A 14,803-nucleotide genomic window follows, 5' to 3' on the forward strand; every position below is an offset into this window, starting at 1 on the left:
TGCCGGCCTGATGAACCGGGCAGCCGGGGGCCGCAGACAGGTCGGAAGGTGGGGTTGACAAAGGGGGTGACTCCAGAGAATGAACCAACAAGCGCGGCAGGGGATTCGCCGTCAGCCGACAGCGTCACCTCGTGCTTGGTGAGAATAGGGGCTGTGGCAGCCCTCCAGCTAGCGTTTTCGTAAAAGGGACAGGCGTCTTGTGAGCAGAAGGCCCGCACCCTGCGGCAGCGCTATTCCATTGGTCTATTGACCACTTCGCGCGTGGCGGCAGCCGCCTGGCTACACCCAGCTGGTCGGCCCCGCCGTGCATTTTGTAGAGGCATCCCGGCGCAGCGACGGGTGCACCTACAGGCGAACACTGTGGTCCGAATTTTTCGTGCAAACTCGGCCCGATGTGCGAGTTTTCCGCATAAGCGACGGAGGTTTGCACGAATAGTTCGGCCACATCAGTCCACCTCGTCCAGTGCCGACAGCGCCGCGCTCGCGGCCAGTCCGGCCAGGCAGCCGGGGAAACAGTCAACGTGGATCTCCCACAAGCGGCGCGCACAGTCTCGTTCGAGGTGGGTGGGCTCCCAGGTGCAGTCGTTCACCGGTGGCGGCTCTACGACATACGGTTGCGTCATTCCACGCAGCCACAACCGGGGTGGTGCGACGGTGGCCAAATCGAAGTCGGCGGTCACGCGTTCGGGCAGATCGTCGACATGGGCCAGGTCGAACACGAGGATGGCCGCCGCGCCCATCCCCGCCGCGATCGCGAGGATGTCGCCGATCGGATCGCGCATCCCCTCGGGTGGGCGCAATGTGCACAGCCAGCGAAATCCGAGTTGATGAGCGAAACATTGGATTTCGAGGTCGTGCCCCGCTGCGTCGGGACCCGAGATCTCCGTACGTACCAGCCCGACAGCTTTGCTGCGCGCGACCGACATCACTGCCAGCGCACCGGCGACCTTCCGCAGCGACGCCACCGATTCCGCCTCTTCGCCGGTTGCGCTCCAGCCCTTCATTTCCTGGTTCTTCGCGATCGACGTTCGAACAGCAGCCCATTTGACACGGCCGGGAAGGCGCTGGCGAAAACCCTCGTCCGGTGCGGATCTCGCGCCGCGATCAGGCAAGCATGCGGCGACTTCGGATGAAGCGCCTCGCATCGGGTTCGCATCTTTCACCGAAGGTTCTCCCCTCCTGTCACCGGTGCGCAGCCGGCCGAAGCGGCTATGTCTGCCCAGTAATCACGCTTGACGTTGTCCCACAATCGATTCCACTTCGGATACCGTTCACGCGCCTGAGCGAGGTCCGTACCGGGCGCGAACGTCGCAACCTGTTGCGATCGCGCGTCCGCATCGATCACGGCCGTTATCTCGATGCGGCCGAGAGGATTTCGCGTCGATCGCCATACCGCACGCAATCCGTCGGCCTCGGTGATACGCTCGCCAACTGCCGCGTGATCTCGTCCGTGTGTGCGTGCCAACGAATCCTCCAACTCGGGCCGTTCCACTCGATCTGCTGTCATCACTGCGATGCCTCGGTTCGATGGGAGGGGCCGACGCTGTGCAGCAGGCTCGGCCCCAAATGCGTTCCCAGCACAGTGAATTGACGGCGAGCTCACAAGCCACGATGGATAATCCGTTCCGATTCATCAGAAGCCCAAGCTCGTCGTCCCAGAACCGCGCGGTGCCCATCCACAACCCCGGATCGCCGCATCCAAAGGAGGCAGCTCGTCATGGTGGATATCAGTTCGACGCTCCCCCGCCGTCAGCTCGGACGGTATCTGCGGGAGCTACGTCAGGGATCCGGACTGACGATCGCGGAACTCGCGCGCCGCATCGAACGCGGCGCCACGACGGTCCAGCGCCTCGAGACCGGCACCGCCGACCGGATCCGGTTGTGGGACGTCGACGCGATCTGCCAAGTCTGCGGCGCCGACGAGACGACAACCGAGGCGCTCAAAGGGCTTGCCCAGCAGGGGAACAGCAAGAGCTGGTGGCATCAGTACGGGGATTTGATACCGGTCAGCTTCGATGTCTACATGGGCCTGGAAGCAGCTGCCGCGAAGCTGATTTCATTCCAAGAACTCATACCTGGGCTGCTTCAGACACCCGACTACGCGCGAACCGTCACCCGGCAGGCGCATCCGTCGGAATCGGACGGCGAGATCGCCCGTAGGGTCGAGATGCGGGTGCGTCGCCAAGTTTTGCTGACCAAGAAGTCGGATCCCGTACCGGCCGACATCATCCTCGACGAGTCGGCGCTGCACAGGGTCATCGGGAACCGGCGAATCATGGATGCACAACTGCGCTACCTCGCCGATGCCGGAACTCGACCCAATATCCGAATCCGAGTTCTGCCGTTCGCCGCCGGCCTCCCGCTGGGTGACTTGACCGGTCCTTTCACGATCCTGAGCTTCGGAGAGTCCGGTGACGGCCGCCAGGCCGAACCTCCCGTCGTATATGCCGAGGGTTATACGGGAGCGATGTACTTCGACGATGCAGATCTCGTGCAGCGGTATCGCACTGCGCACGCGGCCCTTGGACAGGTAGCGTTGAACGAGCAGGACAGCAGAAAAATGCTGCGGGACAAGGCAAGGGAGTTCGCGAAGTGAGCGCTGATCTATCCACGGCTCGCTGGTTCAAGAGCAGCCACAGCGGCGGCAGCCAGGACTGCGTCGAGGTCGCCTTCCTCGCCGACGGCATGGTCGGTGTGCGCGATTCGAAGAATCCGGCAGGACCCGCACTCGCCTTCACTCCAGCGGACTGGGACGCCTTCACCGCCGCCGTAGAACACGGCAGGCTCACCGATCCGACTGCCTAGCGGCCCCGCCGCGCATATTCGCAATCACGTCACCGGCCACCGATTGTCACGCGTCTCGTAGGTCACGACCCCATGAGACGCGTGCCGATCGACACCGGAGATGCGAAACGCTCCCGAATCCGCGCTGCGCGCAAAACGACACCGGGACACCGACAGTTCTCACGCGACTTCTTCGTGAAGCTGTAGCCGGAACAGCACTTGCGAAATGCTTTCTACGCCCGGGTTCCAACTCGCTTACACGCTCATCCCCGAAGTGAAGCCTCCGGACTCCGGCATCACCGTGCTGCACCGCGCCAACTACGTCCTGGCCGGCGCCTGGTCCCCCACGACGCCGGCGCGGTGACCATCAATCATCCGTTCCCGATCAGTATTCCCTGGTCCGACCTGGAGTTCTGAGCCGATTGCGGCCGCCGGGCCTGACTACCCCTCGGGATAGAAGAGGAACAGGGTGCACCCCGTCTCGCTCGCCGGAACATGCCAGCTTCCCGCCGGGGCATGGATGAAGGTGCCTGCCGGGTAGTCGCGCGCGCCGTCGTTGAAGGTGCCGGTCAGGACGTAGACTTCCTCCGGCCCGGGTTCGTGCACGTCGTGGCGGGGCCAGGAGGTGCCGGGGTCCATTTCCAGGACGTGGGCGTGGGCGCCGTTGTCGCCTTTCCACAGTTGGCGTTGCCGGATGCCCGGGAAAAGTTCGCGGCTGGGGGCGTCTGCGAGGTTTGTCCAGGTGTAGCCGGGCTGGGCGAGGATCTCGGGGTTCATAGTTGCCACGGTGCCGGATGCCGATGTGTCATCGACAGTGTCTGAGATGACGTCGAGGGGTACATTCTTGCCATGCATCGTGTGGTGGCGTTGGTGCGGCCGGTGCAGTCGACGTTCGAACTCGGTTGTGCCGTGGAGGTTTTCGGTACCCCCAGAGAAGGGGTGCCGCAGCACTACGAGTTCGAGGTGTGCACGGAGGCGCCGGGTGCGGTGCCCACGACTGCGGGCTATGCGATATCGGTGACTCGAGGGCTGGCGGCGCTGGACTCGGCGGATACCGTGATCATTCCGGGGTGGCTGCCGGTGGAGACACCCCTGTCGGGTGCGGTGCGGCGGGCGCTGGTTCGCGCGCATGGCCGTGGGGCACGGCTGGTGACGATCTGTTCCGGGGTGTTCGCGTTGGCGCGGACCGGACTGTTGGACGGGCGTTCGGCGACGACGCACTGGGCGCGGGCCGGGCAATTGGCGCGGGAGTTTCCGCGGGTTCGGGTGGAGCCGGATCGGCTGTATGTGGACCATGGCGATGTGGCCACGAGTGCGGGGGCGGGTGCGGGAATCGACCTGTGCCTGCACCTGGTTCGCACCGATCATGGGGCCGCGCATGCCGCACTGATCGCGCGGCACATGGTGATGCCGCCGCATCGCGATGGCGGTCAGGTTCAGTACGCGCCGCCGTCGCCGGTCGAGGACGGATTCGACGGTCTGTTGCAATGGGCGGAAGCGCGGCTCGAGACATCGCTGTCGGTCGCCGATATGGCCGCGCATATCAACGTCTCCCCGCGTACGCTGGCGCGCCGGTTCGCCGATCTGCTCGGTACCAGTCCGGGTGGGTGGTTGCTGGAGCGTCGGGTGGCGCGGTCGCGAGTTCTGTTGGAGGACACGGACTTACCGGTCGACGCCATCGCCGTCCGGGTAGGGCTGGGCTCGGCGGTCAATCTGCGCCGCCGCTTCCGCGACCAGGTCGGCACCACGCCGGGCGCGTATCGGCGCGCGTTCCGCACACCGACCGCCGGCACCGCGTAGATATCGCCTCTCACACAGGCAGTCGCCGGCGGTACGTCAGCGCCCGGCAGGCTTACGCCAGCTCGCACAGCCTTCTGCAGGACTCCGGCCGGCCGGTTTCTTCTGCCCGCGGCCATCTTTCGATCGGCGGCGATCAGGATTGGTGCGCCGCCCGGTGAACCGGAACCTCCCGATGCCCATTGGTGACAATGCTCGGAATCGGCCGCAGCTCAGCAGGATCCACCGCGAGTTCCATATCGGGGAACCGCGCGAACAGAGCAGGGAGCGCTATCGTCGCCTCGAGCCGCGCCAGCGGCGCCCCCAGGCAATGATGCACCCCGTACCCGAATGCGAGGTGTTCTTTCGACCGCCGCCCGGCATCGAACGCATCGGCGTTGTCGCCGTGCAGTTTCCGATCACGCCCCGCACCGGCCAGGGACGCGATGATCACATCTCCCCGGTTGATCCGCACACCGCCGGGATCACCGGCGATGTCGATGTCTTCCACGGCGAATCGCATCGGCATATGCGCCAGCGGCGCATTCCAACGAAGTCCTTCTTCGACCACCTCCGCCCACGGAATCTGTTCTGCGAGAGCTGCCTTCCGCTGTTCCGGATGGGTGAGCAGGCCGATAATGCTGTGGTCCAGTAGGTTCGCGGTGGTTTCGTGGCCGGCGGTGATGATCAGCAGCAGCGTGTCACGCAACTCCTGTTCGTCTAGCCGCGATCCGTCCGCGTCGTCGTGGGCGTTCATCAGAACCGTCGTGAGGTCGTCGCCCGGGTTCTCACGCTTGTGCCGCAACAGTTCTTCCATGAGGACGAACAGTGCCCCGAAATGCGCACCGACTTCGGCGGGGTCGAGGCTGGTATCGAGAATTCCGTCCGCGTGGATGCGCAGTTGATCATCCATCCCGGCCGGAACGCCCATCAGTTCGCCGATGACGCGAATCGGCAGCGCGGTGGCGAAACCCGCACGCAGATCGACGATTTCGCCGCCGGTGACAGCGGCCAACTCGTCGAGCAGTTCGGTGACGAACGCTTCGATCCGCGGCCGAAGTGCCTGGGTGCGTTTGTTCGTGAACGCCGGTGCCACGAGTTTGCGCAGCCGCTGATGCTGCTCGCCGTAGGTGGTGAGCATATTTCTCGCCGCCACCCACGGAAACATCACCCAGTCCGGGCCGATCTCACCGTCGATGAACCGCGGCCAGTGCTGATGCGCGTCCTTGGAGACACGCGGATCGGTGAGCAGTTGCCTGAGCACGGTGGCGTCGGTGACCGACCAGGCCGGCACGCCGCCGGGCAGCACCACCTGGGCGACCGGGCCGCGAGCGCGAATACGGGCCAGCTCGCCCTGGATGTCGGCGGCACTGGGATCCAGCACCAGCGGCTGCGTATCTGTCATCGGACCCTCCATCAGGTGAGACGCATCGGTGGGCATGCGGGAAACACCACCGGCAGGGCTGCCAAGGCGCGGTGAAACTGCCCGGTCCTCCAACTTAGTTGCTGCGCAGGAACTTCCGGGCGAATATCCGGAAGCGCATCGAGCAGCAGATCGATGGCCTGCCGCGCGATCGTCTGCGCGAGCGGCTGCGCCGGGCACGAGTGCGGGCCGACTCCCCACGCCAGGTGAGACCGGTTTCCGCGCCGGTCACCGCCGACGATATGCGGATCGGTGTTGCATGCCGCCAAGCTGACGACCACCGGCTGATCGGCCGGCAACCACACGTCGCCGATGAGTTGCGGCTGTCTGGGATACGTCATGCAGAAATTGGCCAGCGGCGGGTCCGCGAACAGCACCTCGTCGATGGCGTCGCGGGTGTCCATGGCGCCGCTGAGCACGTTGCCGCCGTACTCTTCGTCGGCCATCAACAGCAGCAGCGTGTTCAGGATCAGATTGCAGGTCGGTTCCGTGCCCGCCGAGAACAACAACGCGGCCTGGTTCACCATCTCCATGGGGTCGAGGCCCTCGGGGTGGGTCAGCAGTCGCGAGGTCAGGTCGTCGCCGGGGCGCTCGCGCTTCTGCTCGACCACCGCGAGCAGCGCCTCGATGAACCGCTGCTGACCTTCTTCGGCGCCGACCCCGTCCAGCATCGCGGCCATCCCCTGGTAGGCCGCGGATGCGGCGTCTTCGGGGAAGCCCATCAGCTCACTGAGAACCCGGAAGGTCAGCGGGAAGGCGTAATCCATCCGCAGATCGGCGGTGCCGCGCTCACAGAAGGAGTTGACGAGAGCGTCGGCCGCGCGTGCGACCGCGCCGTGCACCTTGTGCAAATTGACGGTGTCCAGCGCGTCGGTGATCGTGCGCCGGTAACGGGCATGTTCCGCGCCCGCGGTGCGCAGCGCGTTCTGCCGATAGCCGAGCATCGGGGTCACCGGGCAGTCCGGCGGAGCGTTCTTCTCCCACCGGCGCGGATCGGCGGGAAAGCGAGCCTCGTCGTTCAAAATCTGCAGCGCCGCTTGATATTCGATCACCAGTGTGGCCGGCACGCCGGGCGCCAGCTCGATCGGCACCAGTGGCCCACGGCTGCGCATGGATTCGTAGGCGCGGTGCGGGTCGGCCGCGAAGTCGGTAGTGTCCAACCGGATCTGCGGTTCCGCGGAATGCGCCGGAGAACCGTGATCGGCCGGCCGGGCGCTGCTACGTACCGCGTCTGCGTCGTTCAGCATGCGTCCCCCGCGCGAGATGTTGCGTGTCCTGTCGGATGTCCTGCGAGATTGCCTGCCATTCGTTGTATGGGCACGGCCGACACCCTAGCGGAAACCGTTGTAATTCAATGTTTTTGACAAAACAGACAACACGGTAGTTTGTTGCGTGCAGGTTGCTGCGGCGAGCTCCTGTCACTTCCCCTCGTCCGGCTCCCGCATCAGCTCGGCGAGCCGATCCCACGCCGGGGACGTCGCGCCTGGCTGCGACTGGACCGCCAGCTGGGCAATGGTCGCATCGTGGTCCGGGACGACGGTCGTCGCATTGTCCCGGCGCGCGAACCACTCTCGCGTCCGCGCCGCCAGCTCGGGCAGGCGCGGGTCCTCCGGGCAACAATCGTAGACCGCGTCGTAGTCGAGATAGATGGCGCGGAATTCGGCATCGTCGAGCAGTGTGCGCTTTTCGGCGATCCATGCGGCGGCCGCCGTGGGTGAGGCGGTCTGCATGAGGATCCAACCATCGCGTTCGAGTTGGATCTGGCGTTCGCTGACGCCGAGTTCGCGCAGTTCATCGAGGTGGTCGGCGACGTCCGCGGACACATAGAGGCGGTCTCCGCCGCGCAGCTGGGTGAGTTGCTCCCGGGTTCGTCGCAGCTGCTCGATGCGCTGTTCGAGGTCGTGGTCGATCTCGGTGAGGGCCGCCGCGAGGGCGCCGGGGTCGGCGTCGAGCAGATCCTTGACGCGGGCCAGCGGCACCCCGGCGTGGGCCAGTGTTCTGATCTTGACCAGGTCGATAGCGTGCTGCGCGGTGTAGCGGCGGTAGCCGGAGGCGTCGCGGTCGGGTTCGGCGAGCAGGCCGCGCTGGTGATAGTGGCGCACGGCCTTGACGGTCACCCCCGCATAGTCCGCGAGCTGTCCGATCGTGAGCATAGGAGACATCCTTCCGCGCGCCGGGACGATCAGGAACGCCGGGTCAGGCGGCCGCCGGCATTGCGGAAGCGGGCGCGACCGTCGCGAATGTCGTGGTAGGAGACGAGCAGCAACCGCAGGTAACCGTCGAAGATCTCCGGCGGATAGCCCGCGGGGGCGAACAGGCCGGGCCGGACCGGGACGTAGCGTTGCGGCGGCGCCGAGGTCGCGCCACCGGCGAACGCGGTGAAGATGCGTTCCTGCGTCGCGTCGTCGGGTTCGTAGGTCACGCGCTCCTCGAGCTGCCCGTCGACGATGTCGACGTCGACGCGGAGCTGCCCGGACCGGTAGGTGCCCGCATACGGGGTGAGGTCGACCTCGGTGTCGAATGCATCGACGAGTGTGGGGATTTCGATGCCGAGATGCTCGGTCAGCAGCCACCGCAGCAGCCGGTCGTGCAGCAGGATCGCTCCCGAGGTGTTGCCGAAGGCGGTGAAGACCAGGTCGTGTTCGGGGACGACGCACAGGATGGACACCCCGCCCGGCGAGGCGCCCGACATCGCCAGCACCGTGGTGGCGCCGAACGGGTATCGCACCCACCCCAGACCCATCGGCGGGACGTTCGGGGTGTTCATATCGTGGGCCACTCGTTGCATCGTCGCGGTCGACTCCGCGGACAGGATCCGGGCGCCGGTCGGCGCGATGCCACCGGTGAGGTGCGTGCGCCCGAACGCCAGCAGGTCGGCGACCGTGCCTATCGGGGTGCCGCCGGCCGGTCCCCAGGTGTCGGGAAGCATGAACATGCCGGTCGGCTCGACGCCCCCCGTTTCCGGATCGATGAAGTGTCCGACCGCCGTGCTGCGCAGAATCGCTTGTCGCGCAGAAGTACTCGACGTCGTCATGCCGACCGGTCCGAACAACTCCCGCTGGAGCAGGTCCGGGTAGGGCATGCCGGTCACCACCTCGAGCAGTCGGCCGGCGACGATCATGCCGCCGTTGGAGTAGCTGAGCTGTTCACCGGGTTCGAACAGGGTGCCGCACCTCGCGAGGCCCTCGACGTAGTGTTTCAGGGCATCGCGGCCCTCCACATCGGGGAAGAACAAGTCCGCATCGATGCCGTTGGTGTGTGAGATCAGATGCCGGACAAGGATTTTGCCGGCGGCGCAAGGATCACCGAGCGCGAAGTCCGGCAGATAGTCCACCACCGGCGCATCGAGTTTCAGCAGCCCGCGTTCGACCTGCTGCAGCATGAGCGTGGTGGTGAGCACCTTGGTGACGGAACCGAAGAGAAAGCCGGTGTCGTCACGCATCGGAGCGCCGGTGGCGAGGTTCGCGGTCCCGTGCGAGACGACGACCTGCTCGCCCGCGTGACAGACCCCGGCGACGTAGCCGGGAACCTGGTCCGACTCACAGAAGGCGGCCACCTGCGGGCGGATTCGGTCGGCGACGGTGTGCAGTGCGTTGTTGTTCATGCGGACCATCGTCGAACCCTGCCCCAGGGGCAAGGTCAAGCCGAAGACGGAACTTCTTGTTTCAGGGGATGTGGTAGACGCATCCGCCCATGCCGAGGTAGTCGCGGAACTGGCAGATCAGGTTGCTCAGCGCATCGGCCGAACCGGAGGACGAACCCGTGCCGGGCGTAGCGGCGGACGCGGACGGTGCGGTGGCTGCGAGCGGCAGTGCCAGCGCGGCAGCGGTCAGGACGGTGACGGCGAATCGCTTGCTCATGGGACTTCTCCAATTCAATAGGTGCTAGAGCCGACTCCGGCCCTGGTAACACCTCGAAGCGTAGGAAGCTCTCGAACACCGAAACAGCCCCGAGTTTCCAGGTCTCGCGATCAGGGTGATTCGGGTCGCAGCGCGCGCCGGGCGGCCGGGATAGCCTGGCCCGAAGGGAGGGCAGCATGATGATCGAATTCGTTCCGGACAAGAGTCTGTACCCGTTCGAATCGCGCTGGTTCGACTCGTCGGCCGGGCGCGTGCACTACATCGACGAAGGTTCCGGGCCGGCGATCCTGTTCTGCCACGGGTCTCCGACGTGGAGTTTCCTCTACCGCCACATCGTGACGGGGCTGCGGGATCGGTATCGGTGTGTCGCGGTGGACTATCCGGGGTTCGGATTGTCCGAGCGGCCTTCCGGTTTCGGTTATACGGTCGCGGAGCACACCGCCGTGCTCGGCGAGTTGATCGATCGTCTGCGGCTCGACGATTTCATCGTCATGGGACAGGATTGGGGCGGGCCCATCGGCTTGGGCGCGGCGGTGACGCGTGCCGATCGGGTGCGGGGAATCGTGTTGGGTAACACGGTCTTCTGGCCGATCGAAGCAATGGCGAACAAGGCGTTCAGCGCGATTATGAGCAGCCGTCCGATGCAGCGCCGGATACTCGAGCAGAATTTTCTCATCGAGCGCGTGCTGCTCTCGGAATTGGGCCGCACGCTCAGCGCGGCCGAAGCCGAGCACTATCGCGCGGTGCAGCCCTCCGCGGAGGCGCGGTGTGGGCTCGCGGTGATGCCCGGAGAAATTCGTGCCGCGGCCCCGCTGCTGGCGCAGCTTTCCCGAGATGTTCCCGCGCTCCTCGGAGACAAGCCGGCGCTGGCGGTGTGGGGGATGCGCGACATGGTGTTCCGGCCGAAAGCATGTCTGCCTCGCATCCGAGCCGCTTTCGAAGATCTCGAGATAGTCGAATTGCCACGTGCTCGGCACTTCATCCAGGAGCAGGCGCCGGAAGCGATCGCGACGGCCATCGCGAATCGATTCCCGTGAGGGGGCGCGTCACAGGAGAAGACGCTGTTCACCATCGGATTGCCGACGCGCCGTCCGACACACCGCGCGGCGAACCGAACCGCACAAAGACCTGCGCGGCTGTCGGTCGAACGGCTTATTGTGGGCGCCGACCAGCCCGGCGATAATCGGTAGCCGTTCTGCGGCAAGTCGGCCGACCACTCGAACCTGATGAGACCGTGAAGGTTTCGGAAAGCGTGCGATGAACAGGCGTGCACTTCTTTCACCGTTCGTCACGATGTCGATCTGCTTGCTGACGATGGGCGTTGTCGGGTGCGGTGGATCGGCCGGCGAGACGGTCGGCGACGGCCAGGCAGTATCCGATGGTCGGAGCGTCGAGACGGTTTCGCCCGCAAGCACTTCGGTTGCGTTGTCCAATATGGCCGTGCCCGGCACAGCGGTGGCCGATGCCCGCACGTACTTCGCCAACTCCGGCGGGATCGACGGCTATTACTTCACCACTCCGACCGGCCGGTGGCATTGCGCGATCATCGTCGGCGGTGAACCGCACATGGCCGGGTGTCAGCCCTCGACGAACACCGGAGCGGGGATCGGGGTGAAAGGTGCTCCGACGGTCGAGAGCAACTACTCCCACAAGCAGGTTCCGCCCGACACGATTCTGATCGAGCGGGGCGGCGAACCACGTTTCGCCGTGCTGAGGCAAGCGGTGTTCCGGCTGGCGTCCGAGGAGGCAAAAATCTTGCCCTACAACACATCCCTGTCGGCCGACGGCTTCACCTGTACGGCCCGAGATTCCGGTGTGTCGTGCGCAGACGATGCCTCACGAAAAGGCTTCACCTTCTCCACCGAAGGTTTTTCGATGAACTGACGCGAACCGGTTCAGTCCTCGGCGACGACGCCGCGCAACGCGACCACCTGCCGGCCGTCGACCTCCAGCTCCGCGATACCCCGTTCGGCCGGGATGCGCACACTGACGGTCACGAACCGGCCCGCCGCGATCGTCTTGCCGACCTCGAGCCCGCGTACCCGCTTGACGAATTCGGCGTGCCCCACATCGGAACCGGCCGGCCATTCCACCACCGCGCGCGGGCTGAGTACCGCGCGCACACCGGCGACATCGCCGCGACCGGCTGCTTCCAGCAACCCGGTGGCGGCCCGCCTACCCGCCGCGCCGACGCGGACGAAACCGCGGGTGAAGCCCAATGCACCACCGACACCTTGGTTTCCGAGCAGCTGCGGGGCGAGTTTCGCGGCCGCGCCGAGCCCGCGACCCCCTGCGGCCAGGAGTTGGCCGACCATGACCGGTAGCTCCCAGTGGGCGTAGAGGCGGGCGATCTTCCATTCGCCGCCGACCTCGGTCAGGTCGTAGCGCAGGTGCATCGGCACGTGCAGGGTCACACCGGTGGACATGGTGGTCGCGAGGGCGAGGTCGCGAAAGACCGTGGTACCGCGCACGACGTCGTGGTCGACGTGGAAGACGATGTCGTTGGGACCGATGAAGGTGTCGTAGAACCGTTCGATCGCCGCGCGGCCGATGTGCGGACGTGAGCCGACCGGATCCTCGACCCGGCCGTCGGGTGCGAACAGATCCACCCAGGCCGCGCGATCGTGCACCGCGACCGCCTGCGGGGACCGTTCCACCGTGGCGAGCAGCTCCGCCACCGACGCATTCGCGGACATCGTTCCTCCAGACTCTCGACTCCCTCCAATCTATAACCTGTTCCAGTTTTGTACGGAGTAACCAGCGAACCACCGGCAAGTGCGCGTGACGGATCTCGCGATGATCACGTCCCGGCCCGGGCGTACGGTGACCGGTATGCAGGTCGGGCAACCCAGCACAACCGCGATGGCCACCGCGCAGGCACGGGCCTATCACCAACTCGCCGACGAACCACGGATCTTCACCGATCCACTGGCGGTGCGGCTCGTGGGCGAGGACGCGGCCCGCAACAATCCGTTCGACAAGGGCGTGGATCCCGAACTGGCCCGGCGGCGCCGGCTGTTCCTGGCCACGCGCAGTCGCTTCGCCGACGACACCGTCGCGGAGGCCGTCGCCGACGGGACCCGCCAGGTGGTCGTGCTCGGTGCCGGGATGGATACCGCCGCCTACCGCAATCCCCATCCGGATGTGCGATTCTTCGAAGTCGACCATCCCGACACCCAGGCGTGGAAGCGAAATCGCCTGGCGGAAGCGGGAATCGAGGTGCCGGACTCGATGACGTTCGCCCCGGTGGACTTCCACCGCGACAACCTCGCCGACGCGCTGGCACAGGCCGGACTGGATCGCGCCCGCAGCGCGGTGTACGTCTGGCTCGGCGTGGTGGTCTACCTCGAACACGCGGCCATCGCCGAGACGTTGCGCTATATCGCCGGCCAGGGCGGCGGTGCGGTCGTGGTGTTCGACTACTCCTACCCGCCCGACGAGGGGCAGCACGCACGCGGGAAACGCGTTGCGGCCGTGGGCGAACCGTGGATCAGCTTCTTCACCGAGGAGCAGATGCGGAGCGAACTGGAGTCGGCCGGATTCACCGACATCGAGGATCACCCGGGGATCGCATTGGTTCGGTCCTACGCCGATCTCCCCGGCACCGGACCGGCACTGCCGGGCCCGCATCTCATTCGCGCGCGGGCCTGACCCCGAGTTCACGCACCGCCGTCCCCGGAACAATCACCGGCAGACGACGGTTGCCCCGAGAGAAACACGACTGCGAACTCGGGAGGTGCGATGCTGGCGATCGGATTCGAGGAGCCGGGTGGTCCGGAGGTACTGCGACCGGTCGAGGTGCCCGAACCGCATGTCGGCGCGGGTGAGGTGCGGATCCGGGTGGCCGCGGCGGCCGTGAACCCCTCCGACACCGTGACCCGGTCCGGCATGGCCCACGATCGCTACCGCGAGGTGACGCCGCCGTACGTTCCGGGATGGGACGCCGCGGGAATCGTCGACGAGGCCGACCCCGAGACCGGCTGGCACAGTGGCGACCGGGTCGTCGCGATCACATTGCCGGTGCTCGCCGGTGGCGGCGCCTATGCCGAAAAGATCGTGGTACCCGCGACGCAGGTGGCGCGCCTGCCCGAGGGAAGCGACTTCGTCTCCGCCGCAACGCTTCCGATGAACGGTCTCACCGCCTGGTTCGCCTTGGACGCGCTCGACCCACGAGCGGGTCGCACGATCGCGGTGACCGGGGCCGCGGGCGCGGTCGGCGGATATGTGATCCAGCTGGCGAAAACGCGCGGCTACACCGTGATCGCCGATGCGAAACCGGCCGATGAGCAGGTGGTCCGCGACTTCGGCGCCGACGTTGTCCTGCCGCGCGGCGACGACCTCGCCTCGCGCATCCGGGCGCACGCTCCCAACGGCGTCGACGCGCTGATCGACACCGCGCTGCAAGGCGATGCGGTACTCCCGGCGGTGCGCGACGGCGGCGCGTTCGTCATCCTGCGGCCCGCGGCTTTGGGCGGCGGGGCCACACCGGAGCGCGGTATCTCGGTCCACCTCGTGATGGTCGGCGATCACCTGGACGAACCCCATGCGCTCAGCGAATTGAGCCGCCTCGCCTCCGAGGGCGCGCTGACCCTGCGGGTGGCCCGAACCTTCCCCGCCGAACAAGCCGAGCACGCTCACGAACTCCTGGAAGCGGGCGGCGTCCGGGGTCGCATCGTCCTCGAATTCTGAAGGGCGCGTTATTCCTTCCGCGGCGGCAGGGGCGGCAGCTCGAGGTTGTCGCGGAAGGCCTCACCCACGTGGTCCGAGCCGACGATGCCGCGGCGGCGAAGTTCGAACAGTCCGCGCAGTGTGGGCCGATCGCGGGTCACGATGCCCGCGATCACCTGCCGGCGGCTGGCCGCGTTGTCGGTGACATCGCCCGCGCCGGCGAACATTTCGGCGGGCACCCGTTCGTCGAGAGCCAGATTCCGCAGCGATTGCCCGGCCAGGCTTTTCAACT

At 66.4% G+C, this 14,803-nt stretch carries 18 protein-coding genes; 8 read left to right on the top strand and 10 right to left on the bottom strand.

What is annotated here, in order from left to right; all coding sequences use genetic code 11:
- Window positions 1-446: 446 nt before the first annotated feature.
- A complete protein-coding gene (locus IG65_RS0114315; protein WP_030515402.1) occupies window positions 447-1,004 on the bottom strand; it encodes a hypothetical protein in 558 nt (185 codons plus the stop codon).
- Window positions 1,005-1,159: 155 nt separating this feature from the next.
- The gene (locus IG65_RS37745; RefSeq protein ID WP_156055601.1) at window positions 1,160-1,510 is read right to left on the bottom strand and encodes a hypothetical protein; all 351 of its coding nucleotides are present in this window, start codon (window positions 1,508-1,510) and stop codon (window positions 1,160-1,162) included.
- Between the two features lie 207 nt (window positions 1,511-1,717).
- On the opposite strand from IG65_RS37745, the gene IG65_RS0114320 reads away from it, so the two are divergent.
- The 3 genes from IG65_RS0114320 (at window position 1,718) to IG65_RS38485 (ending at window position 3,148) form a co-directional block, all read left to right on the top strand.
- On the top strand, window positions 1,718-2,596 hold the full coding sequence (locus IG65_RS0114320; protein WP_030515403.1) for a helix-turn-helix transcriptional regulator: 879 nt from the start codon (window positions 1,718-1,720) through the stop codon (window positions 2,594-2,596).
- Window positions 2,593-2,805 (top strand): DUF397 domain-containing protein, encoded by a 213-nt coding sequence (locus IG65_RS0114325; protein WP_030515404.1) that lies wholly within the window; start codon window positions 2,593-2,595, stop codon window positions 2,803-2,805. The genes IG65_RS0114320 and IG65_RS0114325 overlap by 4 nt, the downstream gene beginning before the upstream one ends.
- 205 nt (window positions 2,806-3,010) lie before the next feature.
- On the top strand, window positions 3,011-3,148 hold the full coding sequence (locus tag IG65_RS38485) for a hypothetical protein (RefSeq protein WP_197039838.1): 138 nt from the start codon (window positions 3,011-3,013) through the stop codon (window positions 3,146-3,148).
- 77 nt (window positions 3,149-3,225) lie between these two features.
- Here IG65_RS38485 and IG65_RS0114335 read toward each other — a convergent pair whose 3' ends face one another.
- Complete coding sequence (locus IG65_RS0114335; RefSeq protein WP_030515405.1) at window positions 3,226-3,561, bottom strand: cupin domain-containing protein; 336 nt, start codon at window positions 3,559-3,561, stop codon at window positions 3,226-3,228.
- Window positions 3,562-3,633: 72 nt separating this feature from the next.
- Between IG65_RS0114335 and IG65_RS0114340 the strand changes: the two genes are divergently transcribed.
- Window positions 3,634-4,584, top strand: a complete 951-nt coding sequence (locus tag IG65_RS0114340) for a GlxA family transcriptional regulator (RefSeq protein WP_030515406.1) — start codon at window positions 3,634-3,636, stop codon at window positions 4,582-4,584.
- A 133-nt stretch (window positions 4,585-4,717) separates the two neighbouring features.
- On the opposite strand, the gene IG65_RS0114345 is transcribed toward IG65_RS0114340, so the two are convergent.
- The 5 genes from IG65_RS0114345 to IG65_RS0114365 all read right to left on the bottom strand — a co-directional run bounded on the left by IG65_RS0114345 (window position 4,718) and on the right by IG65_RS0114365 (window position 9,843).
- Window positions 4,718-5,965 (bottom strand): cytochrome P450, encoded by a 1,248-nt coding sequence (locus tag IG65_RS0114345; protein ID WP_030515407.1) that lies wholly within the window; start codon window positions 5,963-5,965, stop codon window positions 4,718-4,720.
- An 11-nt stretch (window positions 5,966-5,976) separates the two neighbouring features.
- Window positions 5,977-7,230: a cytochrome P450 gene (locus tag IG65_RS0114350; protein ID WP_030515408.1), complete on the bottom strand. Its 1,254-nt coding sequence runs from the start codon at window positions 7,228-7,230 to the stop codon at window positions 5,977-5,979.
- Window positions 7,231-7,401: 171 nt separating this feature from the next.
- On the bottom strand, window positions 7,402-8,136 hold the full coding sequence (locus tag IG65_RS0114355) for a MerR family transcriptional regulator (RefSeq protein WP_036524436.1): 735 nt from the start codon (window positions 8,134-8,136) through the stop codon (window positions 7,402-7,404).
- A 29-nt stretch (window positions 8,137-8,165) separates the two neighbouring features.
- Window positions 8,166-9,587, bottom strand: coding sequence for a serine hydrolase (locus IG65_RS0114360; protein ID WP_197039839.1), 1,422 nt, complete (start codon window positions 9,585-9,587; stop codon window positions 8,166-8,168).
- Window positions 9,588-9,648: 61 nt separating this feature from the next.
- Window positions 9,649-9,843, bottom strand: coding sequence for a hypothetical protein (locus tag IG65_RS0114365; RefSeq protein ID WP_030515411.1), 195 nt, complete (start codon window positions 9,841-9,843; stop codon window positions 9,649-9,651).
- Between the two features lie 176 nt (window positions 9,844-10,019).
- On the opposite strand from IG65_RS0114365, the gene IG65_RS0114370 reads away from it, so the two are divergent.
- On the top strand, window positions 10,020-10,880 hold the full coding sequence (locus IG65_RS0114370; protein WP_030515412.1) for a haloalkane dehalogenase: 861 nt from the start codon (window positions 10,020-10,022) through the stop codon (window positions 10,878-10,880).
- A 220-nt stretch (window positions 10,881-11,100) separates the two neighbouring features.
- Window positions 11,101-11,727 (top strand): hypothetical protein, encoded by a 627-nt coding sequence (locus tag IG65_RS34710; protein WP_156055603.1) that lies wholly within the window; start codon window positions 11,101-11,103, stop codon window positions 11,725-11,727.
- Between the two features lie 11 nt (window positions 11,728-11,738).
- On the opposite strand, the gene IG65_RS0114380 is transcribed toward IG65_RS34710, so the two are convergent.
- On the bottom strand, window positions 11,739-12,539 hold the full coding sequence (locus tag IG65_RS0114380; RefSeq protein WP_030515414.1) for a nuclear transport factor 2 family protein: 801 nt from the start codon (window positions 12,537-12,539) through the stop codon (window positions 11,739-11,741).
- A gap of 100 nt (window positions 12,540-12,639) precedes the next feature.
- Here IG65_RS0114380 and IG65_RS0114385 point away from each other — a divergent pair, with 100 nt between their 5' ends.
- Window positions 12,640-13,494, top strand: a complete 855-nt coding sequence (locus tag IG65_RS0114385) for a class I SAM-dependent methyltransferase (protein ID WP_156055605.1) — start codon at window positions 12,640-12,642, stop codon at window positions 13,492-13,494.
- 90 nt (window positions 13,495-13,584) lie between these two features.
- Complete coding sequence (locus IG65_RS0114390; protein WP_030515416.1) at window positions 13,585-14,532, top strand: NADP-dependent oxidoreductase; 948 nt, start codon at window positions 13,585-13,587, stop codon at window positions 14,530-14,532.
- Between the two features lie 8 nt (window positions 14,533-14,540).
- Here IG65_RS0114390 and IG65_RS38490 read toward each other — a convergent pair whose 3' ends face one another.
- The gene (locus IG65_RS38490) at window positions 14,541-14,801 is read right to left on the bottom strand and encodes a hypothetical protein (RefSeq protein ID WP_030515417.1); all 261 of its coding nucleotides are present in this window, start codon (window positions 14,799-14,801) and stop codon (window positions 14,541-14,543) included.
- Between the last annotated feature and the right edge of the window lie 2 nt (window positions 14,802-14,803).

It is taken from the genome of Nocardia sp. NRRL WC-3656, assembly GCF_000720265.1.
Classification (GTDB): Bacteria; Actinomycetota; Actinomycetes; order Mycobacteriales; family Mycobacteriaceae; genus Nocardia; species Nocardia nova.

Excerpts from the sequence above, each read along its gene's own strand:
- IG65_RS0114315 (WP_030515402.1), bottom strand. The coding sequence starts at position 1,004 with ATGAAGGGCTGGAGCGCAACCGGCGAAGAGGCGGAATCGGTGGCGTCG.
- IG65_RS0114320 (WP_030515403.1), top strand. The coding sequence starts at position 1,718 with ATGGTGGATATCAGTTCGACGCTCCCCCGCCGTCAGCTCGGACGGTAT.
- IG65_RS38485 (WP_197039838.1), top strand. The coding sequence starts at position 3,011 with ATGCTTTCTACGCCCGGGTTCCAACTCGCTTACACGCTCATCCCCGAA.
- IG65_RS0114335 (WP_030515405.1), bottom strand. The coding sequence starts at position 3,561 with ATGAACCCCGAGATCCTCGCCCAGCCCGGCTACACCTGGACAAACCTC.
- IG65_RS0114340 (WP_030515406.1), top strand. The coding sequence starts at position 3,634 with ATGCATCGTGTGGTGGCGTTGGTGCGGCCGGTGCAGTCGACGTTCGAA.
- IG65_RS0114345 (WP_030515407.1), bottom strand. The coding sequence starts at position 5,965 with ATGACAGATACGCAGCCGCTGGTGCTGGATCCCAGTGCCGCCGACATC.
- IG65_RS0114350 (WP_030515408.1), bottom strand. The coding sequence starts at position 7,230 with ATGCTGAACGACGCAGACGCGGTACGTAGCAGCGCCCGGCCGGCCGAT.
- IG65_RS0114355 (WP_036524436.1), bottom strand. The coding sequence starts at position 8,136 with ATGCTCACGATCGGACAGCTCGCGGACTATGCGGGGGTGACCGTCAAG.
- IG65_RS0114360 (WP_197039839.1), bottom strand. The coding sequence starts at position 9,587 with ATGAACAACAACGCACTGCACACCGTCGCCGACCGAATCCGCCCGCAG.
- IG65_RS0114365 (WP_030515411.1), bottom strand. The coding sequence starts at position 9,843 with ATGAGCAAGCGATTCGCCGTCACCGTCCTGACCGCTGCCGCGCTGGCA.
- IG65_RS0114370 (WP_030515412.1), top strand. The coding sequence starts at position 10,020 with ATGATGATCGAATTCGTTCCGGACAAGAGTCTGTACCCGTTCGAATCG.
- IG65_RS34710 (WP_156055603.1), top strand. The coding sequence starts at position 11,101 with ATGAACAGGCGTGCACTTCTTTCACCGTTCGTCACGATGTCGATCTGC.
- IG65_RS0114380 (WP_030515414.1), bottom strand. The coding sequence starts at position 12,539 with ATGTCCGCGAATGCGTCGGTGGCGGAGCTGCTCGCCACGGTGGAACGG.
- IG65_RS0114385 (WP_156055605.1), top strand. The coding sequence starts at position 12,640 with ATGATCACGTCCCGGCCCGGGCGTACGGTGACCGGTATGCAGGTCGGG.
- IG65_RS0114390 (WP_030515416.1), top strand. The coding sequence starts at position 13,585 with ATGCTGGCGATCGGATTCGAGGAGCCGGGTGGTCCGGAGGTACTGCGA.